Raw genomic sequence first — 25,943 nt, forward strand, 5'->3', positions numbered from 1 at the left:
TCACTGCGCGATGCCTTTCGGTTGGTGGGGCTCGACCGCGTCAGCCCGCGAGCTGTTCGGTCGTGCGGGTGCGGCGCGGCTTCAGGAGGCCGCGCAGGTCCGTGGCGGCGTCGGCGAGCACATCGCTGTCCACCAGCACGTTCGCGGCGACCATGCGGCGGGCGACGCCGATCTCGCGGGACGCGTCCATGCCGGCGACGGCCCCGACCCGTCCGTCCCGCAGCCAGAAGGCCAGGAACCGCTCCGGCGTCGCTCCGCGGCGGAGCACCACCTGGTCGGTGCCGCGCGGGCGTCCGACGATCTGCAACGTGCCGGTGTACTGGTCGGACCAGGCGTAGGGGGCTTCCCTGTACCGCACCGGTTCCCCGGCGACGGTCGAGCCCACCGCCTCGCCGTGGCGCTGCGCCACGTCCCAGTGCTCGAGGCGCCCGCGCGCGGGCAGGTGCGGGTGCGCCTGGCTCGCGACGTCACCGGCGGCGAAGATCCACGCCCTGCTGGTCTGGCCGAACTCGTTCACCGGGAAGCCCCAGCGGTCGACGTCCACGCGGGCCGACGCGGCGAGCTCGGTGCGGGGCTCCACACCGACGCCGACGACGACGGTCGCGGCGTCGATCCGCCGACCCGTCGAGAGGACGACCTGCTCGACCGTCGTTCCGGTGGCGACGAAGCGTTCGACGGTCGCACCGGTGATCAGGCGCACGCCGTGCCCGTGGTGCAGGTCCACGACGAGGCTCGCCACCTCGGACCCGACGACGTGCGCGAGCGGGTGCGGCTGGGCCTCGACGACGGTGACGTCGATGCCGCGTTGCCGCGCGACCGCCGCGAGTTCGAGCCCGATGAACCCCGCGCCGATCACGACGAGCGGACCGCCCCTCGTGAGCAGGGAGTTCAGCCGCCACGCGTCGGCGGCGTCGCGCAAGTTCACCACGTTGTCCGCGTCGGCGTGCGGAACGGTGAGCCGTCGCGCCGTGACACCGGTGGCGAGCACCAGCCGGTCCACGTCGAGCCGGTCGCCGCCACCGAGGCGCACCTGGAGCGCGCCGAGATCGATCGCGGTCACCCGCTCGCCCAGCCGGAGGTCGATCTCGAGGTCGTCGTAGGTCGACCACGGCAGGATGGGCACCAGCCCGCCGGCCGTGCCGTCGAGCAGCGACTTCGACAGCGGCGGCCGTTCGTACGGCGGGTTGGGGTCGGCGTCGACGACCGTGATCCTGCCGCGGTAGTCGAGCCGGCGCATCGCCACGGCCGCGGAGATGCCCGCGGCGCTGGCGCCGACGATCACGCAACTCGATCTGCGCATCAGGCGCTCACACCCGATCGGGGACTTCGACCGAGACGTCGTCACCGTCGACCTTGACCCGGTACGTGCACACGGGTTTCGTCGCGGGCAGCGTCAGCGCGGCACCCGTCCGCAGGTCGAACTTGGCCATGTGCCAGGCACATTCGACCTGGTCGCCCTCGACGTACCCGTCTGCGAGCGACGACTGGCCGTGGCTGCACGTGTCGTCGAGGGCGAAGAACTCCCCGTCCGCCCGGAAGACGGCGACGGGCGGGTTCGTCGGAATCTGAAGCGCATCACCGTCGTCGAGCTCGTCGACGGAACAGGCGCGAATCCAGGGCATGGTCGAAAACCTTCGGTCGGTGCTGGCTGCGGATCAGAAGAACGTGCTGAGGTTCCCCGACTGCAGGACGGTCTGGTCGAGGTAGATGAACCGCTTGACGATGGCGAGGCCGGTGCCGACGCGGCGCAGCCGGTCCTCGCGGCGGCCGACCCACTGGTCGACGTCGTTCTTGAGCCGCGTGCGGTAGAGCAGGAAGTTGCTGTGCACGGCCAGTTCGTGGCCGTCGTCCTTGACGATCCGGACGTTGGTGACGAGGTGGCGCGTCCGCGACGGCGGGTCCTCGGCCCACGACGTCCCGGTGGCGAACTTCGCCGCGCGGGTCTCGAGCCACGTCTTGTTCTCGTCGAAGTACGCCATCTCCCCGGGCTTGGTGAACTCCAGGTGGAGCTGACGCCGGGTCATCGTGCGCCGCAGGGGCATGAAGTAGTGGGCGTCGTCGGTGAAGAGGGCGACCCACTCCTCGTAGCTGTGGCTGTCGAGCAGGGCCGCCTCGTGGTAGAGGAACTGCTCGACCTGGTGCTGCACCACCATCGCGTCCACTGTGGACTGCGTGGCGGACGGGGCTTCGATCGTCATCGGTCCACCTCGGCCTAGTAGCGGTCCCTGGGGATCGTGCGCTCGCGCAACTCCTCCCAGCTCGGGTTGCGCAGCCATTCACGCCACGCGTGGTAGGTCCACAGCTGCGCGTGCTCGTTGATCGGCGCGTCCATGAAGGCCAGCCCGTCCTCCTTGACGACCTCGGACGTGCCCAGGCCCATCTTCAGCAACTGCGGGACCTCGCGGCTCTGGAGCCCCTTGGTCTGCAGCGTCGACTGCGCCCAGTTCTCGCCGTCCTCCTGCTCGAGCATCCCCGCCGGTCCGAAGAAGTGGATCTGCGAGTCGAGCGACGCGGCCTGCTCCTCCTGCGAGGCGTTCCTGTCCCGGAAGGAGAACCACCAGATCTCGGTGACGTCCGGACTGCGCGGGACCCGCAGGCTCAGCTGGGCGTTCGTCGTGACCCAGGTGGTCGGGAAGATGTGGGGGTGACCGGCGACCCGACCGCCGTGGCGGCCCAGCCGTTCCTCGACCTCCGGCTTGTGCCGCCACGCGAACGGCTCGGGGCCGGCGCTCACCTCCAGCGATTCCTGGTCCGGGCCGGAGATCGCGTGGCCGTACTCCCCCACCACGACGAAGTTGTGCAGGTCCGTCGGCAGGAAGGGGACCTCGAGGTTCGCGCCCGTGTCGGACTTGGCGCCGCCCTCGACGAAGTCGTCCGGTGGCGCGGGGATCAGGCCCACGGAGAACGCCGACATGTGCGTGATCTGCGGGTGGTAGTAGTCGAAGACGTTGTCGACGGTGAACTTCCAGTTCGTCTGCACGGTGAACTTCTGCACGCCGGGAACGGCCACCATGTCGCCGCGTTCGGCGATCAGGTCGAGGCCGAGGCGGCCCGTGGCGCCCAGGTACTCCTCCAGCGGCGGAGCGGTCTCGTCGAACGTGGCGAACACGAAGCCCCGGTAGGTGTCCAGCTGCGCGACCTTGCGCAGCGGGTGCTTCGACAGGTCGAGCTTGTCCTTGTAGAAGATGGACTTGCCGGGCACGCCGACCAGTTCACCGTCGAGGCCGAACGTCCAGCCGTGGTACGTGCACATGAAGTTGCGCACGTTGCCTTCCTCCGCGCGGCAGACCGCGTTGCCCCGGTGGGAGCAGGTGTTGAGGAACGCGCGGATGCTCCCGTCCCGCTGGCGCACGACGAGCACGTTGTCCGATCCCATCGGCGCCTCGAAGAAGTCGCCCCGCTTAGGGATCTGCGTGTCGTGGCAGAGGAACAGCCAGGCGCGGCCGAAGATGTTCTTCATCTCCAGGTCGAAGATCTCCTGGTCGCTGAAGATGCGCCGGTCGAGCTCGCCGGTGTCGAGGCGGACGAGGTCGTCGAGCCGGTCCACGACGCTGGGGACGTCGGTCATGCTGGTCTCCTTGCTGCGGGCACGGCGGAGCGGCCCGGGGTTCGGGGGCTGGGCCGGGGATCAGTGCGTGTGCGAGCGGTCGTGACCCCAGAGCTGCGCCGCGTCCCACGCGGTGACGGTCCAGGTCTCGTCGTCGATGAGCTTCCCCTCGGTGCCGTACTCGACACCGATGCCGGACGGCGACTCCATGTAGAACGAGAGCATCCCGTCGTTCGTGTGCCGCCCGAGCGCCGCGGTGAGCGAGATCTTCTTCTCCCGCACGCGGTCCAGGGCGCGGCCAACGCCGTCGAGGGTGTCGATCTCGAGCATGAAGTGGTTGAGCACGGGCTTGCTGCCCGGTTCGGCGGGACCGAACGCCAGGGAGTGGTGGCGAGGGTTGACGTGCGTGAAGGTGAGCGAGATGCCGTACTGCTTCATGACGATGTAGTCGCTGACCTTGAAGCCCAGGACGTTGAGGTAGAAGTCGATCATCTCGTCGGTGTTCGGCGCCTGCAGCACGACGTGCCCGACCCCGAGGTCGTTGCCGGCCGGGTCGGTGGTCACGAACCGCACGCCCGTCGGCGACACGAACGGGCTGGCGACGACCGCGGCGCCGAAGAAGAGCTCCAGCTGGAACCCCGCGGGGTCGGTGAAGCGCGCGAGCCGCTGGACACCGCGCAGCGAGGCGAGCCCGGCGTCCTCCTTCACCGCGACGCCCTGCCGTTCCAGGTCGGCCACCTGCGCGTCGAAGTCGAGCTCGTTGGGCACCTCCCAGCCCACATAGGTGAGCTCGTCGTCCCCGGATCGCACCGCGATGCGGTGGTGGCGCTCGTCCATGCGCAGGAAGAGGGTCTCGACGTCCTGGTCGTCGCGGCCGCGCGTGACCTGCAGGCCGAGGACGTCGGCCGCGTACTCGCCCCACGCGTCGAGGTCCCTCGCCCCGATCCCGATGTAGCCCAGCGCTTTGATGTACCCCACGGTGGCTGCTCCTTGAGTTGGGTCCCTGCACAGGGCTGGCCCGAGCGGGCGCGTACCTGGCGGTGATTCCTTTATCCTGCAAGGCTTTTACCTACGCGCAAAGCGTCGCGTTCCGCGAGGCGGAATGTCAGCGGGACCCGCTCGCCAACGCGGCCGAGAGCTGGCGGGCGGCGTCGTTCAGCGCGGTGCGGTACCGCGACGGGGAACGACCGGAAACGGTGCACGACAGGGAGATCGCCGCCACCGCGCGGGTCGCGTCGGCGTTCCAGACCGGTGCCGCCAGGCACGCGACGCCGAGGAAGGACTCCTCGTAGTCCGTCGCGACGCCGGTCTCCCGCACGCGCACCAGCGACTGCTTCATCCGCTGCGCGTCGGGAACGGTGTAGGCCGTGAAGCGCTTGAAGGAACCGGCGAGCGTCTGCTTCACGACCGGCGGGCTCGCGAACGCCAGGAGCGCCTTGCCGAGCCCCGTGGCGTACGCCGGGCGCCGGCCGCCGACGCGCGTCGTCATGCGCGGACTGCTCGTTCCCGCGACCTTGTCGACGTACAGCACGTCCGATCCATTGAGGACACCGAGGTGGACTGTCTGGCGAGTCAGGGCGAACAGCTCCGCGAGGTACGGCGCCGCCGACTCCCTCAGGTTGCCGACCTCGCCGACCTGGACGCGGTTGCCGACCTCGAACACGCGGTCGGCCAGCGAGTACCGGTCGTCGACCTTCGCCACGTACCCGTGGGAGATCATCGACATCAGGAGGCGGTGGATGGTGGATTTGGCCATCCCGGTGCGATGGGCGATCTCCGAGACGCCGAGCGGCGCCCGTGACGTCGCCAGCGCGTCCAGCACGCACAGCCCCTTGCCGACCGACGTGTCGCTCTTGGCGGACGGCTCGCGCCCGCCGGTCACCACTGCTTGCCGTTGCTCGTCCACGTTGACGCTTCTTTCCGCAAGTCCCGCACCAGGAGGCGACGATGCCCGCCGCCGGATCGACCGCCCCTTAAGTCGGAGTAGTACTCTCAGTTCGCCGTCACACTAAGGTGACGGTGCTCACTGCGCAAGAGGGAAGGAACGACGAGTTGACGGACGACCTCCGCGCCGCCGCACCGGCACGCCCGTTGCGCGCCGACGCCCGGCGCAGCATCGACCGCATCGTCACGGCCGCGCACGCCCTGGTCGAGGAGCAGGGCCCGGCCGTCTCGCTGGACGAGGTCGCGAAGCGTGCCGGCGTGGCCCCGGCGACGCTGTACCGGCACTTCCCGAACCGCATGCACCTGTTCGAGACCGTGTACCGCTCGCGGATGCTGACGGTGCTCGACCGCGCGCCCGAACTAAGCGCCGCCCACGGGCCGATGGACGCGTTGCTGCACTGGCTCCGCGAGTTCATCGACTTCAGCGTCGAGTCGCACCGGGTGCTGACCGTCCTGCTGTCCCAGGGCCTGCACGAGAGCGATCCGAACGCGAACGCGCGGGAGGGCCGGGCACAGGTGGTACCGGTCGTCGCGCGTCTTTTGCTGCCGGCGCAACAGGCGGGCGGCATCCGTGCCGACCTCACCGCCGAGGAACTAGTCGCCCTGGTCATCGGCATGACGTTCGCGTCCGACTACCACGAGAGCCGGGCAGACGTGCACCGCACGATGGAGCTGCTGATCGACGGGCTCGCCCCTCGCTGAGACGTCGGCCGCGTCATTCTGCCTGCCGGAACACCGTTGCGGCGCAGGACGAACGCGCGACGCACACTGCTCCTGCCGCCGCCGGCGACCGGCGGCCGACCAGGAGGAGTGTCCACAGGTGAGCTCGACCTCCACGGAGCCGCGCCCCCGCGTGTTCGACCGCCGGATGACGCTGATCGCGTGCGTGACCGTCCTCGGCTCGCTGGTGGCCATCTTCGACACGACGATCGTCCACGTCGCGCTGCCGACCCTCGTCCGCACCTTCGACACGTCGCTGTCGACCGTCCAGTGGGTGAGCACCGCCTACCTGCTGGCGCTCGCCGGTGTCGTGCCGCTGACGCGGTGGGCGAACGACCGGTTCGGCCTCAAGCGGTCGTGGATCGCGTCGATGGCGTTGTTCCTGATCGGCTCGCTGCTGTGCGGACTCGCGAACTCGATGCCTCTGCTGATCGTCGCCCGCGTGCTCCAGGGGCTGGGCGGGGGGATGCTGCTGCCCACCGGCCAGTCGATCCTCGCCCGCCACGCCGGGCCCGCGCGGCTGGGACGGGTCATGGCGGTCGTCGGCATCCCGGCGATGCTCGGCCCGTTGCTGGGACCGATCTTCGGCGGGCTGATCCTGTCGTCGTTCTCGTGGCGGTGGATCTTCATCGTCAACCTGCCGGTCGGCGTGATCGCGCTCGCCCTCGCCGCGGTGGTGCTCGACCGCGGCGAACCGGGAGGGTCGCGGAAGATCGACGTCGTCGGCCTGTGCCTGCTGCCGCCCGGCCTCGCGCTGCTGGTGTACAGCTTCACCGAGTTCGGCAACTCACCCGCGTTGACCCCGCCGGTGGTGATCAGCGGCGGGCTCGCGGTCGTGTTGCTGGGCGGGTTCGTCTTCCACGCGTTGCGCGCGGACCACCCGCTGGTCGACCTGCGGCTGTGGAAGAACCGGGCGTTCCGCGGCGCCGGGGCGTCGTTGTTCCTCTACCTCGCCGGCACCAACGCCGTCCTCTTCCTGATCCAGCTGTACTTCCAGTTCGCCCGCGGCGCCAGCGCGCTGAGGTCGGCGGTGCTGGTCGCCCCGTCGGCGTTCGGCGCCATGCTCGTGCTGCTGTTCGCCGGACGCCTGCTGGAGAGGTTCGGCGCGCGTGCGCTCGTCCTGTCCGGTCTCGTGATGGTCCTCTTGGGAGTGTTGCCGCTGCTGTTCCTGGGACCGGACACGAGCGAGGTGTGGCTGTCGGCGACCTGGTTCGTCCGCGGCGTCGGTGTCGGGGCGGCCGCCACCACGTTGACGACGGCAAGCTACGTGACGTTGCGCGACGCGGACATCCCCGGCGCCTCGACGCTCATGAGCATCAACCAGTACGTGGCGGGCGCCTTGGGCACCGCCGTCGTCGCGGTGCTGGTGCAGCTGCGGCTCGACGAGGTCACCGGCGGACGCGGCGTCGAGGCCCTGGTGGAACTCGACGACACCGCGCGGGCCGAACTCGGACCCGCGCTGGCCGACGCGTTCGCCACCCTGTCGTGGCTGCCGGTCGTGCTGACCGTACTGGCCGTCGTGCCGGCGCTGCGCCTACCGGGCCGCAGCGCCGGCTAGCCCGGGTCACGGCTCCCGGTGCCCGAAGTACATCTTGACCGCGCCCAGACCGGACAGGTGCGCGGTGACCACGTCACCCGGGACGAGAGCGCACAGCGGACCGAGCGCGCCGGTGAACACCATTTCGCCGGCGCGCAAGGGGTTGCCGCGGTCACGGGAGGCGCGCGCCCGCAGGGCCAGCGCACCGAGGGGGTCCGCGGCGCCGCCGGTCGCGACCTCGGTTCCGTTGACGTGCAACGACATCCGCACCTGCGTCGGGTCGAAGTCCCGCAACGCCACGCGGCGCGGTCCTGTGACGAAGGCACCCCGGCCGCCGCACACCTCGATCACGGCGACGCCGTAGGCGATCGCCTCGCGGACCTGCGCGTCGTCGAGAGGGCCGTCGCCGAGGTCTTCCTTGAGAACGAAGCCGACTCCCGCCGTGACGTGCGGTTGCGGCACCAGCTCGGCGGGGACGATGTCGCCGCCGATGAACGCCGTGTGGATGACTCTTGTCATGGGCCAACTCTGCTCGGCGGCGGGCATTCGGACGAGCGCACCGTGCCGTTGTGCGGAACACGATGCGGGCGAACGGAAACGCGGGGACGGGTCACCCCCGTCCCCGCGTTCGGTCGTCAGCTCGCGGGTGCGGCCTTGCGGCGTGCCGTCAGGCAGATGGCGGCCACCAGCACGTCGCAGACGATCGCGACGGCCAGGCAGATCTGGAACCGGTCCTCGGCGGGCACACCGGGAGCGGCGGCGAGGCTCTTCGACTGCAGGATGGTCGAGTAGATCGCCGGGCCCAGCGCCCCGGAGATCGTGACGATGATCCCGACCATGCTCGTGCCCATGCCCGTCAGGCTCTGCGGCACGCAGCTCTGCATCGACGCGAACAGGCCGACGCCGACCATGCCGCTGCCCACGCCGTAGACGCACGCCGCCACGAAGAACGACGTCGCCGAGGCGCCGGGCATGCTCGTGATCAGCACCAGCGCCGCGACCGCGTGGCACACCGCGCCGATCCCGGCGACCACGAGCGGCCGCGTGCGCGCCGCGATCACCCCGCCCGCGATACCCGCCACGGCGCCGACCACCGAGTACGGCAGCAGGATCAGGCCGGTGCTCAGCGCGTCGTAGCCGAAGCCGTACCCGACGGCGTTCGGCGTCTGCACGTAGAACGGGATGAGGAAGGTGACCGACTGGATGGCCATGCCGATCGTGAGCCCCGCCAGCATGGTCCTCGCCACGGTGCCCGACCGGATTAGGGCGAGGTCGAACACCGGTGCCTGGGAACGCTTCTCGAGCACGGCCCAGACGACCGCGCCGGCGAGACCCACGACGGCGAACCCGATGGCCTTGGGCGAGGTGACGCCCTCCGAGCCGGCCGTGTTGATGCCGTAGAGCAGCAGCACCAGCCAGGCCACCAGCCCCACGACGTTGCCCACCCCGAAGACCACCGTGCGATCGCGCGGACTGGACGGGATGACCAGCCACGCCAGCACGGCCACGACGAGGTAGACACCCATGGCGGACAGGAAGAACTGCTGCATGGAGATGTGGCTCAGGGCGATGCCGCCGGCGACGAGACCGACACCCGAGCCGCTCGCCTGGGCGAACTGCGTGACGACGACGGCCGTCCGCACCGACTCGCCGGGGAGGTGCCGGCGCAGCACCCCGACGCCGAGCTGACCGGTCGCCGCCCCGACCCCCATCACCGACGCGCCGGCCAGCAGCGCCGGATACGTGTGCACGGCGCCGGGGATCGCGGCCCCGATCGCGAGGAACACCAGACCGAGCGCCGTGGCCGTGCGGTCGCCCAGCACGTCCGCCAGGCGCGGCAACAGGATCGTGCTGACGCCGCTGCCGATCAGCAACGCCGTGAAGACCCACGCGACGTCACCGACGGTGAGCTGGAAGTCGCGCAGCAGAACGGGGAGGAGGGGCGAGAGCATGAACGTGACCGCGGCGGCGGTGAAGCCGATCACGACGGTCACCGCGATGAGAGGGACGCGCCCTCGTGACGAGACGAACTGCTCGGTGGGTGGTCTGTCCACCTGCTCGGCGCTGAGTTCCATTGACGACCCTCGTCCTCTGTAGACCGCCTCCGCGGTTCCCGGTGGTGAGCGGTGTGCTCTGCCGGGCCGGAGTATGTGATTCAGCGCACGCGTGGACGAAGCACCGCGTTCTGCCACGCGGAACGGTGCGTCAGACGGAAGGGAGGAAGGCGGGCGTCCGCCGCACGCGTGACGCGTCTTCGAAGGCGGCGGCGAAGCGCAGCACCTCGTCATCGGCTCCGTGGCCGCCGATGAAGGACACGCCGAGCGGTAACGGTCCCGCGAACCCTGCCGGAACGCTGACGTTCGGGTAGCCCGCGACCGCCGCGGGCAGCGCGGTGCAGGGACCGGCCGGGTCGGCACCGCGGGCGGGCCACGCAGGCCCGTTGGTGGGCGCCATGATCACGTCCAGGCCGTGGGCCGTGAGCACCTCGTCGATGCTGCGGCGTGCCAGTCCGGTCGCGGTGCGCCGCTGGTGGCGGTAGACCGGGTCGGTGAGCGGCCGCGCCTTCCCGGTGTCGTGGAACAACTCCTGACCGAACCGGCTCAGCTCGACCGGGTCGTCCTCGTTGAACTCGATCAGCTCGCGCATCGTGCCCGGCGCTCCCGGCCTCGTGCGCAGGTACTGCTCCAGGTCGTGCCGGAACTCGACGATCATGGCCGGCCGGTCGGCCGCGTGGATCACGTCCTGGTGCGGCAGTTCGACGTCCACCGCGGTGACCCCGTTCTCCCGCAACAGGTCCACAGTGGACTCCATCACCCGGTCGACCTCCGGGTCGAACCCGGCCCTGCGCCACACGCCGACCCTGGTGCCCCGCAACGTGCCGGGGGTGAACGAGAGGTCCGCGCCCTCCATCGCCGCCTGGAGGATCGCCGCGTCCACGACGTGCCGCGCCAGCGGGCCGGCCGTGTCCCGCAGCGAGGTGATCGGCACGATGCCCGCGTTGCCGACCCTGCCGGGCGTCGGTTTGAACCCGACGACGCCGGAATGCCCCGCCGGGGACACGATCGACCCGTTGGTCTCGGTGCCGACCGCCACCTGCGCCAGCGACGCCGCGACCGCGACGGCCGAGCCCGACGACGACCCGCACGGCGTGCGGTCCAGCACGTGCGGGTTGACCGTCTGCCCGCCCACCGCCGACCATCCCGAAGTCGCCTGCGGGGAGCGGAAGTTGCCCCACTCCGTCATATTCGTCTTGCCCAGCACCACGGCACCGGCCGCCCGCAGGCGCGTCACCACCTCGGCGTCGGCGCGAGGCGGCACGCGCAGCGCCCGCGACCCGGCGGTGGTCGCGAGCCCCTCGGTGTCGATGTTGTCCTTCAGCAGCACCGGAATGCCGTCCATCGGCCCGCGTGACTCACCGCGTGACCGCCTGCGGTCGCTCTCCTCCGCCTGGCGCACGGCGGTCGGATCGACCGCGAGCACGGCCCGCAGCACCCGGTCCACTTCGGCGATGCGGCGCAGGTAGGCACGGGTCAGACCGGACGAGGTGAGCTCGCCGTCCGCCATCCGGCGCGCGAGCAGCGGGATGGTCGCCCGGTCGAGATCGGCGGCCGACAGTTGCATGCGTCCATTGCCCGCCCGCCGGTCCGCGCGCGCAACCGGCAGGCGGGCGAAGTGGCCGTGGTCTTGCTCACACGCGAGCCAGACCACAGGTGGAACATGGTCATCGGCGTTCCGGGGTACCCGGATGACCACTGTCAGCCGAACATCCCGAGGAGATGCCATGTGCGGAATCGCCGGTGAGATCGTCACCGACCAGGCGGGCCGGCCGGATCTCAGCGCGGTGGAGCGCATGACGCGCACCATGTGGTCGCGCGGTCCGGACGGCGCAGGCCACTGGTCGGAAGGACACGTGGCGCTCGGGCACCGGCGGCTGTCGATCATCGACCTGTCCGACGCCGGCGCGCAGCCCATGGTCGACGACGAACTCGGGCTCGCCGTGGCGTTCAACGGCTGCATCTACAACTACGAGCAGCTGCGCGAAGAACTGTCGGGGCGCTACCGGTTCAGGTCCACGAGCGACACCGAGGTGATCCTCAAGGCCTACGACCACTGGGGCGACCGGTTCGTCGACCACCTCGTCGGCATGTTCGCGATCGCCCTCGTCGACCGCCGGCGCGACCGCGTGCTCCTCGTCCGCGACCGCCTCGGCATCAAACCGCTCTACGTGGCCGAGATGAGCGGACGGACGCGGTTCGCCTCGAGCCTGCCCGCACTGCTGGCGGGCGGTGGCGTCGACACCGAACTCGACCCGGTCGGCCTGCACCACTACCTGACGTGGCACTCGATCGTTCCCGCCCCGCGCACCGTCCTGCGTGGAGTGCGCAAACTCCCGCCCGCCACCATCCGCGTGTTCGAACGCGGCCAGGCTCCCCGCGACCACGTCTACTGGCAGCCGTCGTACACGCGCCGCCCCGAGTACGCGGACTGGACGGCCCAGGACTGGCGACAGGCCGTCCGCGAAGCACTGCAGGTAGCCGTACGTCGCCGCACGGTGTCCGATGTGGACGTAGGTGTTCTTCTCTCCGGCGGCCTCGACTCGAGCCTCCTGGTCGCGCTCCTCGCAGCGGAAGGCCAGAAGCCGAGCACGTTCAGCATCGGCTTCACGAGCCGAGACGACGTCGAAGGCGACGAGTTCGTCTACTCGGACGCGATCGCGCAGAAGTTCGGCACCGACCACCACCAGATCCGCATCGGCGACGAGGAGATCGCCAAGGCGGTCGAGGACACCGTGGGCTCGATGAGCGAGCCGATGGGCAGCCACGACGTCACCGCGTTCCACCTCGTGTGCCGCGAGGTCTCGAAGCACGTCAAGGTCGTCCAGTGCGGCCAGGGCGCCGACGAGGTGTTCGCCGGCTACCGCTACCACCAGCCCGCCGCGAACGCACCAAGGCGCAAAGCAGCCGACGTCCTGCGCAACGCGTTCCACGACCTTGAGCACCACGAACTCACACAAGTCCTGGAACCGCACTGGCTCCCCCGCCACGACGTGAGCGGCGACCTGGCCGCCACCCACCTCGCCGACCCCGGCGCGGACACGGCACTGGACGCCGTCCTGCGCACCGACACCCACCTCCTGATGCCCGACGACCCGGTCAAGCGGGTCGACAACATGGCGATGGCGTGGGGCGTCGAGGCACGAGTCCCGTTCCTGGACCAGGACCTGGTCGAACTCGTCGCCGCGTGCCCGCCGGACCTCAAGTCGGACCAGAACGGCAAGGGCCTGCTCAAGGACATCGGCCGCGACCTGCTGCCGCTCGAAGTCGTGGACCGCAAGAAGGGTTACTTCCCCGTACCGGCCCTCACGAGGCTCGACGGCGAGGTCCTCGACCTGCTGCGGACAACGATGACCTCACCGGAAGCACGCCGCCGCGGCGTCCTCCGCCGCGACTACGTCGACGACCTGCTGGCCGACCCGAACGGCCACGCCACCAAGGCGGGCGGCAACGAGTTGTGGCACCTCGGCGTGCTGGAACTGTGGTTGCAGCAACACAACATCACCTGACCCCGACGTACTCGAAAGACGTAAACACTCTGCGGCGTCTCGCTTTGGAGGAATTCCAACCAGTAGAACAAGCGGCGGGGGATGCTCGAGGTGAAGGGATCCCGTGCCAGAACAACCTGACCACTCACGCCTCAGCGCGGCCGACGCGCACTTCCGGAGGTGGATGCACGACAACCTCGCCCACGCCGCCGAGCACTTCGGGCTCACCGTCCTCGGCGACCCCGGCCTCGGCCGCCAGGACCGGTCGATCAGCGCACCAGTACGAGGCCGCGGCGACCACTTGTGGCTACGAGTGGTGTCCGAGGACAGGCAGTGGGTCGAAGGCGAGTCATGGACCGGCAACCTCGAAGCGAACGCCTTCGCAGACCTGTCCAAGCCTCGCGTTGTCGCCGTCTTCGAGTGGGAGGACGAACGGCACCAGCGAGCAGAGTTGATGACGGCACTGCCAGGCTCGCCTTGCTCCCGCAGCAACGTCCTGCGCCACCCGATCGACCTCCCAGACGAGTGGTGGGCAAAACTGTGCAGAACGACCAAGTCGACAGCGGCGATGCCAACACACCGCGTCCACGCGGATCAAGCCCTGGTCACCGGCCGCATCCAACAGCAGTTCGGCAACTCGGTGAATCCCGTCGTGCGCGAATGGGAGACGGTGCACGGCGACCTGCACTGGGCGAACCTGATGGCTCCGGCGTTCGGCTTGCTGGACTGGGAAACATGGGGCCGCGGTCCAGCGGGAACGGACGCCGCCACCCTGCTCAGCCACAGCCTCCTCGTACCGCACACGGCCGAGCGGGTGCGAAGCGTGTTCGCCGACGTGCTGACCACCGACGCAGGCCTGCTGGCCCAGTTCTACGTGGCCGCCCAACTGCTCCACCGCATCGACAGAGGACACCACCCGGACCTCGCCGCACCACTCAGAAGGCACATCGACAGCCTGTGAGCGGGCTGATTCAGACCATCGAGCGACAGGATTCGAACCTGCGACCGAACCGAATCTACGACGCGAGGCCGATCAACGGTTCCTTCTCGGTCAACGAGCGCTTCGTGACCGCAGGGGAGATCTCGAGGTCGCGTTCGGCCTTGCGGAGGATGGTGCCGAGCAGCCCAAGAGGGTGGCCGACCGGCCGGTGCAAGGCGAGGTTGTGGTGAAGTCGGGACCGAACTCGGCGCCCTGTGCGGCTCCTTGATCACGACGTCCTCGATGAGTCAGACGAGGTCGGTGAAGAGCACCGCCTGCCACAGGCTCCATGCGCTGATCCGGCCGGCGTGCTCGGCCATGTCACGACCGCGCGGTCGTGGTCCACGCGGTGCCAGGCCTCGTCAGGCTGAGACGCAAAGGTTTCCGGTGGTTGAGGCGGTTCCTAGAAAGCCGTACCACTCGTCACAGAATGTCCGTGATCCGCGTTGTCGGCGGGCGGTTCGGGCTAGCTGACGCTGATCCGGTCGGCGCGATCACCACACGAAACTCGCAGTGCCGCCGGCTTTCCAGCGGGATGCGCTTACCGATCGGCATCACCGGCGATGCGGGCGTACGGTGCCGAAGGACCCACTCGTGATGAGAAACCCGCTGGAGACAGAACTGTGCGTCAATCTAGGCTGCGATGAGGACACGGCCTTTCACTGACACAGGAGCTTCATGATCCACGCACACATGGCCTGACCAGCTGGTCCTTCGGACCACCTCGGCGCCATATCTCCGCAGGACCGAACCTCTGCAGTTGCGCAAGATCCGCAACCGTTTGCAACAACGGCTCACCGCGCAATCGCTTCGGTGTGCTGTGTCAGCGAAAGGACCTGCCTTGGCAGCCCCCTCTCTTCACGTTCGTCCTCTCACGCGTGCCGACCGTTCCGCGGTCCGCGACCTCGCGTTGATCAACAACATGTTCGCACCCGAGGACATGACCGGTTTCGACGAGATGCTGTCGGGCTATCTCGACGCCACGATGCCCGAGCACCAGTGGGCCGTGGCGGTATCCGAAGCCAATCCGGCGATCCAGGGGGCGTGCTACTGGGCTCCCGAACCATTTGCAGATCGGGTGTGGAACCTCTACTTCCTCGCGGTCGATCCTGCCGTTCACGGACGCGGCGCGGGAAGTGCGCTTGTCGATCACGTTGTAACCATCCTGACCAGCGCTGGCGAGTCCATCGCCAGAGTGCTCATCGTAGAAACGTCGAGCACGGACTCCTATCGGCGTGCTCGTCACTTCTACCTCGCTCGTGGATTCGTCCAAGAGGCCACGATCCGGGAGTTCTACGGACCAAGTGACGACAAAATCGTCTTCTGGCGGCGCATCAGCGGGTAGGCGACGTCGACGCCCTGCTCTCCATGAGGGCACGACGTCGACGTTGGAGTTCCGCGCCATAGCCTGTACCAGGACGACGGACGGGTCTGCTGCACCGTTAGGTGACATCTTTGACCTGCCCCACCGGAAGGGTTCCAGTCGTCGTGGCTAACTGGCAGCGGTGATGGTGTCGTGGTCGGAGCGTAGTTCGTACTCGATTGGGGTGAGGTAGCCGAGGGCGGAGTGCCGTCGGCGGCGGTTGTGGAAGATCTCGATGTAGTCGAAGATCGCGTTGGCCAGCTCTACGCGGGTCTTCCATTTCTGGCGGTTCAGTAGCTCGATCTGCATCGATGACCAGAGGATTCCATCATCGCGTTGCCGAGGCCGTCGCCGGCGCTTCCGGAGGACGGCAGCAATCCGGCTGAGCGGACCTTCTCGCCGAAGACCCAGGAGGTGAACTGGGTTCCGTGGTCGGCGTGGACGATGCCGCCGGGCTCGGGGCGCCGGTTGTGGATGGCCATGTCGAGTGCGTTGACGACCAGGGTTGAGTCCTGTGCGGAGTCGATCGACCAGCCCGCGATCCGCCGGCTGAACGCATCGAGGACCGCGGCGCAGTAGAGCCATCCTTCTCTTGTCCTGTGCTGGGTGATGTCGGTGACCCACAGTTCGTTCGGTTTCAGTCGGTGGAACTCCAACTCATGCCCGTTGCCGTACGTTGCGGCAGCGACACCACTCCGCAGGTCGACACAAGGACGTTCGAGCACACTCACGGCCTCCTCGTGATCGACTTCTTCTCCCGTAGAAGCGCAGATCGTCACAGCAGCTTGGCGGCAGGCAGGGCCGGCTCGGGCTGGTTGACGCCTGTTCAGACCCGTTCAGCAAGTTCACCCGTTCGTGGTGACCCCATTTGGCGTTAGTCCAAAAAGAAGGAGTGAGCGGCTCCGGATTCACTCCTTCATCTAATTGTTGATCATGGAAATGATGATCAATATATGATCATTTCGAGCGCGCGAAAAAGCCCGCAGACCTGGGCTTTCACCCAGAATCAGCGGGCTGATTCAGACCGTCGGGACGACGGGATTTGAACCTGCGACCCTTGACCCCCAGGGTGGATCAAACCACAGCTTGACCTGCAGGAACGTCGCCGCAGCAGGTCACGGCGGTGCAGTTGGGTGCCCTTGAGGGCAGCTCGATCCCGTTACCCCGCCTTGACTTCTCCCCTTTTCCTCCCACTACGGTTCTGTGTCGACCACGATGGGCGCCGAACACCAATGCGCAAATCAGGTGGCCAGCATCCTCCCGACAACGGCCGTGATACGGCGACGATGCGGTTGATCAGCAGCGATGCAGCTTGCGGCGGTTGAAACCCGAAGTTCCTCGCCTGTCGGCATCAACGAGGTCGCCACTGCCCTCGTGCCCTCACCGGCGACCACACCCCCTGGCGACCTGACTTGCGCCAAAAGGGGGCAGGATTTCTGAACTGCAAGCTGGACCCCTTGCCCTGATTGAGCGCGTACGAATGCGACAGTGGACAGGTGCTCGGCAAGTGTGGTCACCGCGCAAGCCTCCGGATGCCTCATCCGGCAGGACGCGCGCCGATGACCGAGCAGACCGTGGCGTTGCGGTAGCCGAGCCGGACCTGGTCGGGTAGGACGCGAACCGTGAAGTCCGCGGGGAGCGGGGGAACCGAAAGCCCCGGGGCGTCACCGTAAGGCTCGAAGCCGCAGCGGCGCAGCCGGTTGATCCAGGTAACGGCCGCCTCGTGCCGCTCGAAACGCTGGTCGTCGGTGCGCGAGCCGACGATGTTCATGACCTCGCGGGCGAAGAACGTCTTCATGTGGTCCTTCTCCTGCCGGGTGGCGGGCGCGGCCTCGATGGCGCGGAGAATGGTGCCGAAGAACCGCCATGAGTTGAAGAACCGCTGTGGGAAGGACACCTCGTGGTGGTCGGTGTCGAACTCGTTCAGCACCACCCCGCACGGGTCCAGCATGCGCAACCGCTGGAAGAACTCGTCCCGGGCGTCGTGACCGGGACTCGGGTCCTGCATGTGATGAAGCGCCAAAGAGGCGTTGACCACCAACGGGACGTCGATGCGGGACAGGCTCATCCAGTCGTCGTCGTCGAGGTCCTCGGCCACCTTCGCCACCGGGAGGAAGTCCAGATCGACACCGTGCTCGGCCGTGGCCTGCCGCAGGGTGCGCTCGGCTGTGGCCAGACTCTCCCGGTCGGGGTCGACACCGATGACCGTGCAGTGGCGCAACCCCGGGTTTGCGGCCGCGAGACCGTGCAGCAGCGCGCTCTCCTGGCGGCCGTGCCCGATGCCGACCGACATCAGGGCGAAGTCGTCTGCGGCGCCCACCTGCCCGGCGAGCAGCTCGTTGACGACCCGGCTCGTGTCCATGAACGGCAGGTGGGTGGTGAGCAGGTAGTACAGATCGATCTGCGCCTGGTCGTAGGTCTGTGTGTACAGGTTGGTCTCCGAAGGGCTGCCGTGCTCCTCGACGCGGTTGACCAGTGCGGCGCGGTAGAGCTCGTACGCCGCGTCCTGCGGCTGCACCTCAGGCCCGATCAGCTTCCGCAACGTCTCCAGCGCAGGGCGAGCCTGCGCGGGGCGGCCGGCGTGGATGTGGGCGACGGCGTCGCACAGCAAGGCGAACTTCTCCATCGGGCAGCAGCCTCCTCGAAATGACCGGAACTTCTCGGTGTTGCGGAGCGCCGCCGAAGGCTGACTGACCGGACCAGCCGCACACTGAGTCCTTCGACGGGATCACTGTCATCACCCCGGCACCAGCGCTCGTGTGCCGAGGGGTGGGCTGCGGACGCCGTGCTCCGGCTGTCCGCCGTGCGTGGAGGTCCCGCTGTCAGGTCGCGGGCTCGCACGCCTTCTTCTGCGCGTCCTCGTCGCCTTCGGCGCCGGCCGCGAGGGCGGCTGGTGTCTCCAGTGCTCGTTTGAGGTCGCCGAGGAAGGCCATCGCGTCGCGGCCGTTGACCACGCGGTGGTCGTAGACCAGGCCGAGGTACGTGAACCGGCGGGCTTCCGGCCTGCCCCGCTGGTCCAGGACGAGCTGTTCGTCAATGGCGCCCAAGGAGAGCGCGCAGGTCTGGCCGGGGAAGACGATGGGGGTGGCGAAGACCACGCCGTCTGCGGTGTGTGGGGCGATCAAGATGTTGGCGCCGGTGAGCTCGTCGGCCCGGAAGGTGCCGCGGACGGCTTTGTCGCGGAATCCTGTCACGGCGTCGGCGATCTGGGCGACGCTCAGTGCGGCGGCGTTGTGCACGACCGGGGTGTACAGGCCCTTCCCGGCGTCCACGGCCACCGCGACGTGTGCGCGGGGGGCAGGCTGGAAGGTGCCGTCGTCGAGGAGCTGGGCGAACAGACTCGGGTGCGCCGGGAGTTGCTCCGCCACCGACTTGATGAGCAGGCCGAGCAGGGAGACGACGCTGCCGGTGCGCCGGCGCAGTCGCCGGGCGAGGTCCTGAGCCTGGCCGACGTCGACCTTGGCGTAGGCGGCTGCTGCCGGGATGGTGCGCATCGACTCGGTGACCACGGCGCCCACCGCCCGCTGCTGTGCCGGCAGTCGCCGGACGGTGGGGACACCCGCTTGCACGGGGCGTGGCACCAGCGCTTCGACGTCGGCTGCGCGGATCACGGTGCGGCCCAGGCCGCGCAGTTCGTCGTCGGTCAGGCCGTGCTGGTCCGCGAGGGCGCGCGCCGCCTTGGTGAGCGTCAGGCCGGCACCGGTTGCCGGCTCCGGCCGTGCCGTGGGGTCGACGGCCGGAGCGGAGAGGTAGGCACTGCGTTCGTCCGCCGAGGCGAAGACGTGGGCGACAGTCTGACCGGGGCGGCAGTCCGCGCCGTCCGCGACGAGGGTGTGGAGGATGCCGTCGGCGGTGCTGTCGATCTCCTGCTGGGCCTTCGAGGTCTCGATCACCACCAGCGGCTGCCCCGTCGCGACGTGCGCGCCGTGTTCGGCGAGCCATTCGACCAGGACGTAGCTGGCGTCGTTGGTGTTGAGTGTGGGCAGCTCGACGCTGATCACTGGGAAGCCTCCGTGAGGGCGCGGCGGAGTGCGGTCGCCTGGAGCAGGACGGCGTGCTCCAGGTGGGCGGCGGTGGGGATCACGCTCGGCTGGGCGCTGAGCAGCAGCACGGGGCGGGCCAGCCGTCGCCACAGGTGCTGGTGCAGCTGCTGGGCGAGCATTTCGCCCCAGGTGCCGTCTGCCGCGCTGTCCTCCGCGACGCAGATGCGGCGAGCGCGGGACACCGTCTCGAGCAGCGGTTCGACGGTGAACGGGTAGAGCCGGGAGGGCACCAGCAGCTCGCAGGTGACCTCCTCCTCCAGCAGCAGGGTGCGCATGGCGGCGACGGCTCGTTCGGTCAGACCGCCGGGGGCCAGGATGATCCAGTCGGGGTCGCCGCAGTCCACGGGGAACACGCGCGCGGTCCGGCTCGGGTCGTCGAGCAGCTCGTACCGGAAGAGGTCGTCGACGACACCGCCCTGGTGCATGCCGCGGGTGTAGAGCGTCTTGTCCTCGAACAACATGCACGGCTGCTCGCGGGAGAGCATCGCCGTGAGGACGTCCGCGTTGTCGTGGAACGGCGACATCTCGTGCAGGCTGAGCGCGGGGATGCCGATGAAGTGCTTCTGCAGGCTCTGACTGTGGGTCGGCCCGTAGCCCCGGTTGCCGCCGGTCGGGCAGCGGACCACCATGCCCATCGCAACGGTGCGGCCGTACATCGACACGGACTTGCTGGCGAAGTTCAGGAGCTGGTCGAAGGCGAGGGCGGCGAAGTCGGAGAACATCATCTCCACGACCGGGTGGTTGCCGGTCAGGGCGAGCCCGGCGGCGACGCCCACGATGCCGCCCTCGCTGATCGGTGAGGAGATCACCCGTTCCGGATGACGGTCCGACAGACCGCGAGTGGCCTTGAAGGCGCCGCCGTACGGATCGGCGATGTCCTCGCCGACGACGTAGGCGCGGGGATCGTCGTCGAGGAGCTTGTGCAGGGCTCTGTTGAGGTTGCCGATCACCCTCTCCGGCCTGGTCATGAGTGCTCCCAGCGGGATGCGGGACGGGCCTGGACCTCGCGCACGACCTCGGCCATCGCCAGCCGCTGGTTGCGGTCCGCCACGGCGAACTGCTCCGGGTGCCGCTCCCCGTACCGGTGGTACCAGTCGCGGGCGGCCGCGTGCCGCACCACCTCGGCGGGGCGCGAGTCGTCCCCCTTGCTGTGCGGGCCCACGCGGTGCGTGCTGAACTCCACCACCAGGGGCTGGGGTCGGGTGCGGATGTCGGCGATCGCGTCGGACAGCTCCCGGCGCACCTGGACGACGTCATGAGAGGTGACGTGGTGGTACCGGATGCCGAAGGCCGCCGCGCGGGCCTGGATGGTGCCGGCCATCTGCCGCTCGGTCGGGGTGGACTGAGCGATCTTGTTGTTCTCGACCACGACCAGCAGGGGCAGCCGCCACAACTGGGCCATGTTGAGCGCCTCGTACACCGCGCCTTCGCCCCACGTGCCGTCGCCGATGTGCACCACCGCGATCCGTCCGGGCTCGGCCCGTCGCAGGTGCAGGGCGACACCCGCGGCCACCGGCAGACTCTCGCCCTGTACGCCGGTGGACAGGTAGCGGTCGCGGTAGATGTGCTGGCTGCCGCCCACCCCGTGGCACACGGCGCCCTCGCGCCCCATGATCTCCGCCAGCAGGCCGTGCGGGTCGCGGAAGCGGGCCAGGTAGTGGCCGTGCCCGCGGTGGTTGCTGAAGATGTAGTCGCCCTCGTCCAGCAGTGCGTAGAGCGCGACGGGGATGTACTCCTGTCCGAGGCAGGTGTGCGTGGTGCCGTGCAGCAGACCCTGCGAGAACAGTTCCAGCACAGCCAGTTCGAAGTGGCGGATCATCAGCAGGGTGTCGAGGTCCTCGGCCGGTAGCAGCGACAGGGGCTCAGCGCCTGTCCGGGCCGGGGGCACCGTCGCAGTGGTGGTGCCGCCGATGAGATGGGGTGCTGCGCTGGCCACATTCGACTCCTCAGGGAACTTCGACCACCTGGCCACACCAGGTGATCCGACTTGGCCACTGACTTTCGTACGAGCGAGGTCACGTGGAGTGCCCGTTACGATTCAATGAAACCGCGACATTCGGAAGAATGCGAAGCAATCTCGGTTGCGGTCCATTTCTGGATATGAGAGCGAACCTTTCCCTTCGGAGTCTGACAGGTCTGCCCGTTCCGCAGAAGCCGTCATTCCAACGTGCGGGACAGGCTCGGCAACCACATGGGCCCCTGCGTCCACGTCACAGTAAGATCGACGCAAGTCGTCACAATGCCGCGATGCATGTGTCCGAAGGATACTTCTGAGGTTCAGTTCCTCGTGTCAGGTTCCTGGCCCCGACCTCTCCCCAGAGACGACATCAGCTTTTCCTTCACAGTTGATCTTCCTTGTTCCAGACTGTCCCGGGAAGTCCGCGAAGAACAGGATAAATCGTCTACATAGGACGTTTTACGAGGTGCTCTCACAGGTCGGAACAGGCGCGAACCCGACCCACGGTCACCGTCCATGCCCGTACCCGACTCCGGAGATCGAAGTCGGGTACGGGCAACGCGAGAGATCATTCGCGAACCTGCGTCCTCCGGCCCGGTGCCCGAACCGCCACGATCATCGGCCTGAAGGTGACGCGGTGCGGAACAACACTTCACCGCGAGATCAACGGCGTGCTGTGATGCACGCCGCCGGCGGCACGCCGGTGGCGCCTGCCCTTCCCCTCCAGCTGAGCAGTTGGGATCCACCATGCCCAGTACCGAGCATCGCGCCCGGCCTCCTCTCGGCAACTTCGCCAGAACCCTGCGCATCGCCGTTCGCTGCGTCGACGCGGAGCTCCGCCTCGCGACCGATCTCCGGGCTGCCGCGGCGGCTCCCCCGTCGAGCGCCGAGCTCCTCAGGCAGGTGGAGCCGCCTCTGGTGTTCGCCCGGCTGTTCGCCGTCGTCACCGCGGCGGCAGCGGGAGGTTCTTTGCACAACACCATGCCGGTGTCGGTGATGTCGGCGTTGTGGTGGGCCGGTGCGGACACGCGCACGAGCGGGGCGGCCGCCCGGTTGCCGTTGCGCTACCTGCGTTCTCTCGACATCGCGGAGGACCTCCGCAGGGGGTGGACCACCGACCTCGAAGAGACGGCGGTCGATCTCGCTTCGAGGCCAAGCGCTCGAAGCAACGCCTACGCGCGTGAGGCGTTCATGGCGGCGCGGACCTGCGCGCCTTCCGACGGGCCGCAGTGGCGCGAGTTCGGGAGGCTGTACGGGTTGCTGGCCGATCAGGCCGCCGCGAACTCCGCCGGCGACGATCGGACACCACCGCTGTTGCTCGCCAACGCCTGCAAGGTCGCGAGCACGCACCTCAGGCACCACATGATTCGACTCGGCGAGGAGGCCGGCCGGAACGCCGCCGCCAGGACGGTGCTCCGGGACCTCTCCAGCACCCCTGGTGCCGTGCAGCTGTACGACCGCGAGATCCACGACCTGCACTCGCGGGCGGTGAGCACCCTGGCGGGACTGTGCGAGCCGAACCCGTACCGCTTGTTCCTGCGTTCCCGGCTGGACGGACTGTTGCAGCACTCGCTCGTGCGTCCGCGCGAGATGGTGGGTTCGCCCGTCCCCCGACGCCCGGTTGCCCCTTAGCTTCAGCGCGGGACCATTACCAGCCGTCGACTTCGGACCAAGAATGTCTGCCCGTTCGCCTCGGCGAGCTTCCCGATCGGACACGGGCGGCGACGTTGTCGACCGGTTCTTCACAAAACCGTCCCGCCAGGCGAAACGAGCCTCGCATCCGCGACCATCCGCGATGCACAGTGTCGGAGCGCTGCGGCGACCTGATCTCCACGAGCGCGGTGAATTCTCGCTGTCTTGTCCACCAACTCGTCCGACCGCCCTTGGAGGTCCGCTGTGTTCGCCGGTTACCGCAGCGCCTTCGCCAAGCGGGGTGCCGCGTCCTTCTGCATCGCGGGTGTGCTGTCGCGTCTTTTCGTCGGAATCTACCCGCTCGGCTTGCTCCTTTTGCTGGCCTTGCCCACCGGACAGTACGGGAAAGCCGCGTTGGTGAGCGGCTGCTGGACGATCGGGAACGCATTGGGCAGTCCCGCCGCCGGGATCATCGCAGACAGTTTCGGGCAGCGCAGAACACTGCTCCTGTCCATTTTCGCGCATTTCGCGCTGGCCACGATGGTGCTCGGATCGGTCGCACTCGGCGCACCTCTTCCGGCGACCCTGCTCCTGGCACTTCTCCTGGGCGCTTCAGTGGTCAACACCGGCCCGATGACGCGAGCGCGATGGGCGACGATGTGGCCGGGCGACAGCGCTGAGAGATCCGCCGCCTACTCGGTCGAAACGGTACTGGACGAGGTCGTCTTCGCGATCGGCCCTCTCCTGACAGCAGCTCTCGCGGTCCACGTCTCGCCGTACCTGGCCGTCGCTTCGGCAGTCCTCTTCACCGCCTCCGGCGCGACCTGGCTGATCTTCCAGCGACACACCGAGCCGCCCAGGCAACCTCCCGTCTCCCGCGGGCATCGGCGCCTCGCCGCACGGTATCCGGGCATGCCGCTGCTGCTCCTCCTGCTGCTCGTGGTGGGAGCCACCTGCGGTGCCGCGGAAGTGCTGCTCGTCGCACGTTCGGCCGACCTGGGCAGGCCAGGTGGCGCTGGCCTCGTTCTCACGTGCTTCGCAGTGGGCAGTGGCGTCTCGGCCATCCTGTACGGCTCACGGACGCGAAGCAGGCCGACGTCGCTTCAGCTTGCCCTGAGCGCCTCGGCTTTCGGCCTGCTCCCCGCCCTCTACCTGACCGCGGACAGCTTGCCCACCCTCATGGCGTGCTCTGCGGTCAACGGCCTCAGCATGGCGCCGACCGTCATCAACAGCTTTCACCTCCTCGACGAGCTCGTTCCGGTGGCGATCCAGACCGAAGCGATGAACTGGGTGTGGTCCAGTCTCTCGCTCGGCTTCGGTTCGGGCACCGCCATCGTCGGCAAGGTCTCAGACGAGCTGGGTGCCCGGTCGACGTTCTTCCTCCCGGTCATCTGCGCGTTGTCGGCTGCTGCGGCCGCCCATCTGCTGCGTTCGCGGTTGAAGCTCCGAACGAAGACAGAAGCACCGAACACTTCACGATGAAGGACCACTTCACATGGCGAACGATGTTCTTGAGCAGATCGAGGGTTCCCGTGTGCAACTCGGGGCCCAGGCAGCCGAAGCAGAGGAGCTGGGGACACTCCCCACGCACACCGCGGACATCTTGCGGAAAACCGGTGTGGTGAGAATGCTGCAACCCGCGAAGCACGGTGGCCTCGAGGCCGATCCGCGGGAGTTCCTCGACGCGGTGATCATGACCGCCGAGTCCTGCGGCGCGGCGGGCTGGGTCGCAGGTGTCCTGGGTTCACACCCGTGGCAGCTGGCCTTGATGCCGGAGTCCGTTCAGGACGACGTGTGGGCGGCTGATCCGGACACCTGGATAGCGTCGCCGTTCTCACCGTTCGGCAAGGCGCGAAAGGTTGAGGGAGGCTATCTGCTGAGCGGCAGGTGGCCGTTCTCATCCGGCACGGACCACTGCGAATGGGCCTGGCTGGGTGCGACCGTGGTCGATGCCGAAGGCGATGGCGCCGGTGCCGACGGCACCCTGCACATGCTGCTGCCGCGGAGCGACTACACGATCATCGACGGGTCGTGGAACGCGGTCGGGCTGCGCGGCAGCGGAAGCAAAGACGTCACGGTGAGCGGCGCGTTCGTGCCTGCCGAGCGCGTGATAGCGGAGCAGAAGATCGTCAGCGGCGTCGCGGCCCGGGAAGCAGGCAGGAGCGAGAACCTTTTCCGCATGCCCTGGTCCGCCATTTTCCCCAACGCGATCACGGCAGCGATCATCGGCATGTGCCGCGGCGCTCTCGCCGCGTCCTTCGACTACCAGCGCGACCGGGTCGACGAGTCCGGTCGGCTGGTGCGTGAGGACAACTTCCTCTTGGCGCAGCTGAGCGAGTGCCATTCCGAGGTCGAGTCCGCGCGAGTCCAGATGATGGCCAACGTGGGCCGGATGTGGGACATCGTCGGCTCCGGGAAAGAGGTGCCGTTCGAGCTCCGCGCCGCGGCCCGCTGCGACCAGGTCCGCGGCAGCCGGCGCGCTGTAGAGGCACTCGACCGCCTCTACAGCCATTCAGGCGGCAACGCCTTGCGGTCGGATCGGCCCATGCAGCGCTTCTGGCGCGATGCGCATGCCGGGTTGAACCACGCCATCAACGTCTACTCCGGACCGTATCGGGCCTACGCGCTGACCAGGATGGGCGCGGCAGTTCCACCCGGTCTCCGGCGTGATGTCTGAGC

Annotated in this window: 22 protein-coding genes and 1 pseudogene; 8 read left to right on the plus strand and 15 right to left on the minus strand. The window is 68.6% G+C overall.

Features of this window, described 5'->3' with window-relative positions; translation table 11 throughout:
- Window positions 1–40: 40 nt before the first annotated feature.
- From BMY74_RS23460 to BMY74_RS23485, 6 genes are all read right to left on the minus strand, one after another.
- Complete coding sequence (locus BMY74_RS23460; protein WP_089919494.1) at window positions 41–1,300, minus strand: NAD(P)/FAD-dependent oxidoreductase; 1,260 nt, start codon at window positions 1,298–1,300, stop codon at window positions 41–43.
- A 7-nt stretch (window positions 1,301–1,307) separates the two neighbouring features.
- A complete protein-coding gene (locus BMY74_RS23465; RefSeq protein WP_089919496.1) occupies window positions 1,308–1,622 on the minus strand; it encodes a bifunctional 3-phenylpropionate/cinnamic acid dioxygenase ferredoxin subunit in 315 nt (104 codons plus the stop codon).
- A 33-nt stretch (window positions 1,623–1,655) separates the two neighbouring features.
- Window positions 1,656–2,198 carry a 3-phenylpropionate/cinnamic acid dioxygenase subunit beta gene (locus BMY74_RS23470; RefSeq protein WP_089919498.1) on the minus strand — a complete coding sequence of 181 codons (543 nt, stop codon included), beginning with the start codon at window positions 2,196–2,198 and terminating at the stop codon, window positions 1,656–1,658.
- Between the two features lie 14 nt (window positions 2,199–2,212).
- Window positions 2,213–3,568: an aromatic ring-hydroxylating oxygenase subunit alpha gene (locus BMY74_RS23475; RefSeq protein ID WP_089919500.1), complete on the minus strand. Its 1,356-nt coding sequence runs from the start codon at window positions 3,566–3,568 to the stop codon at window positions 2,213–2,215.
- A 60-nt stretch (window positions 3,569–3,628) separates the two neighbouring features.
- The gene (locus BMY74_RS23480) at window positions 3,629–4,525 is read right to left on the minus strand and encodes a VOC family protein (RefSeq protein ID WP_089919502.1); all 897 of its coding nucleotides are present in this window, start codon (window positions 4,523–4,525) and stop codon (window positions 3,629–3,631) included.
- A 127-nt stretch (window positions 4,526–4,652) separates the two neighbouring features.
- Window positions 4,653–5,453, minus strand: a complete 801-nt coding sequence (locus BMY74_RS23485; RefSeq protein WP_089919504.1) for an IclR family transcriptional regulator — start codon at window positions 5,451–5,453, stop codon at window positions 4,653–4,655.
- Window positions 5,454–5,599: 146 nt separating this feature from the next.
- Here BMY74_RS23485 and BMY74_RS23490 point away from each other — a divergent pair, with 146 nt between their 5' ends.
- Window positions 5,600–6,193, plus strand: a complete 594-nt coding sequence (locus tag BMY74_RS23490) for a TetR/AcrR family transcriptional regulator (protein ID WP_177229878.1) — start codon at window positions 5,600–5,602, stop codon at window positions 6,191–6,193.
- Between the two features lie 118 nt (window positions 6,194–6,311).
- On the plus strand, window positions 6,312–7,769 hold the full coding sequence (locus tag BMY74_RS23495; RefSeq protein ID WP_089919509.1) for a DHA2 family efflux MFS transporter permease subunit: 1,458 nt from the start codon (window positions 6,312–6,314) through the stop codon (window positions 7,767–7,769).
- A gap of 6 nt (window positions 7,770–7,775) precedes the next feature.
- Here BMY74_RS23495 and BMY74_RS23500 read toward each other — a convergent pair whose 3' ends face one another.
- From BMY74_RS23500 to BMY74_RS23510, 3 genes are all read right to left on the minus strand, one after another.
- Window positions 7,776–8,267: a fumarylacetoacetate hydrolase family protein gene (locus BMY74_RS23500; protein WP_089919511.1), complete on the minus strand. Its 492-nt coding sequence runs from the start codon at window positions 8,265–8,267 to the stop codon at window positions 7,776–7,778.
- A 116-nt stretch (window positions 8,268–8,383) separates the two neighbouring features.
- On the minus strand, window positions 8,384–9,823 hold the full coding sequence (locus tag BMY74_RS23505; protein ID WP_177229879.1) for an MFS transporter: 1,440 nt from the start codon (window positions 9,821–9,823) through the stop codon (window positions 8,384–8,386).
- A 130-nt stretch (window positions 9,824–9,953) separates the two neighbouring features.
- On the minus strand, window positions 9,954–11,369 hold the full coding sequence (locus BMY74_RS23510; protein ID WP_089919514.1) for an amidase family protein: 1,416 nt from the start codon (window positions 11,367–11,369) through the stop codon (window positions 9,954–9,956).
- A gap of 160 nt (window positions 11,370–11,529) precedes the next feature.
- Between BMY74_RS23510 and BMY74_RS23515 the strand changes: the two genes are divergently transcribed.
- Both BMY74_RS23515 and BMY74_RS23520 read left to right on the plus strand, forming a co-directional pair.
- Window positions 11,530–13,311, plus strand: a complete 1,782-nt coding sequence (locus BMY74_RS23515) for an N-acetylglutaminylglutamine amidotransferase (protein WP_089919516.1) — start codon at window positions 11,530–11,532, stop codon at window positions 13,309–13,311.
- A gap of 103 nt (window positions 13,312–13,414) precedes the next feature.
- A complete protein-coding gene (locus tag BMY74_RS23520) occupies window positions 13,415–14,251 on the plus strand; it encodes an aminoglycoside phosphotransferase (RefSeq protein ID WP_245786319.1) in 837 nt (278 codons plus the stop codon).
- A 55-nt stretch (window positions 14,252–14,306) separates the two neighbouring features.
- Here BMY74_RS23520 and BMY74_RS45170 read toward each other — a convergent pair whose 3' ends face one another.
- Complete coding sequence (locus BMY74_RS45170) at window positions 14,307–14,444, minus strand: hypothetical protein (RefSeq protein WP_177229880.1); 138 nt, start codon at window positions 14,442–14,444, stop codon at window positions 14,307–14,309.
- Window positions 14,445–15,029: 585 nt separating this feature from the next.
- Here BMY74_RS45170 and BMY74_RS23525 point away from each other — a divergent pair.
- On the plus strand, window positions 15,030–15,614 hold the full coding sequence (locus BMY74_RS23525; protein ID WP_143091678.1) for a GNAT family N-acetyltransferase: 585 nt from the start codon (window positions 15,030–15,032) through the stop codon (window positions 15,612–15,614).
- 147 nt (window positions 15,615–15,761) lie between these two features.
- Here the strand turns inward: BMY74_RS23525 and BMY74_RS23530 are convergent.
- From BMY74_RS23530 to BMY74_RS23550, 5 genes and pseudogenes are all read right to left on the minus strand, one after another.
- Window positions 15,762–16,285, minus strand: a pseudogene (locus BMY74_RS23530) (IS3 family transposase); the annotation flags it as partial.
- A gap of 884 nt (window positions 16,286–17,169) precedes the next feature.
- A complete protein-coding gene (locus tag BMY74_RS23535) occupies window positions 17,170–18,258 on the minus strand; it encodes a GRAS family protein (protein WP_089919522.1) in 1,089 nt (362 codons plus the stop codon).
- 196 nt (window positions 18,259–18,454) lie between these two features.
- Entirely contained in the window at window positions 18,455–19,633 is a 1,179-nt protein-coding gene (locus BMY74_RS23540; protein ID WP_089919523.1) for a 2-oxo acid dehydrogenase subunit E2, read from the minus strand.
- Complete coding sequence (locus BMY74_RS23545) at window positions 19,630–20,643, minus strand: alpha-ketoacid dehydrogenase subunit beta (RefSeq protein ID WP_089919525.1); 1,014 nt, start codon at window positions 20,641–20,643, stop codon at window positions 19,630–19,632. Before BMY74_RS23545 ends, BMY74_RS23540 begins: the two co-directional genes overlap by 4 nt.
- Window positions 20,640–21,611 (minus strand): thiamine pyrophosphate-dependent dehydrogenase E1 component subunit alpha, encoded by a 972-nt coding sequence (locus BMY74_RS23550; protein ID WP_218159707.1) that lies wholly within the window; start codon window positions 21,609–21,611, stop codon window positions 20,640–20,642. Before BMY74_RS23550 ends, BMY74_RS23545 begins: the two co-directional genes overlap by 4 nt.
- 768 nt (window positions 21,612–22,379) lie before the next feature.
- Between BMY74_RS23550 and BMY74_RS23555 the strand changes: the two genes are divergently transcribed.
- The 3 genes from BMY74_RS23555 (at window position 22,380) to BMY74_RS23565 (ending at window position 25,941) form a co-directional block, all read left to right on the plus strand.
- Window positions 22,380–23,264, plus strand: a complete 885-nt coding sequence (locus tag BMY74_RS23555; RefSeq protein WP_143091679.1) for a hypothetical protein — start codon at window positions 22,380–22,382, stop codon at window positions 23,262–23,264.
- Window positions 23,265–23,528: 264 nt separating this feature from the next.
- Window positions 23,529–24,746, plus strand: a complete 1,218-nt coding sequence (locus BMY74_RS23560; protein ID WP_177229881.1) for an MFS transporter — start codon at window positions 23,529–23,531, stop codon at window positions 24,744–24,746.
- A 13-nt stretch (window positions 24,747–24,759) separates the two neighbouring features.
- Window positions 24,760–25,941, plus strand: coding sequence for an acyl-CoA dehydrogenase family protein (locus tag BMY74_RS23565; RefSeq protein ID WP_089919530.1), 1,182 nt, complete (start codon window positions 24,760–24,762; stop codon window positions 25,939–25,941).
- The last annotated feature ends 2 nt before the right edge of the window (window positions 25,942–25,943 follow it).

The organism is Lentzea albida (genome assembly GCF_900111005.1).
Classification (GTDB): Bacteria; Actinomycetota; Actinomycetes; order Mycobacteriales; family Pseudonocardiaceae; genus Lentzea; species Lentzea albida.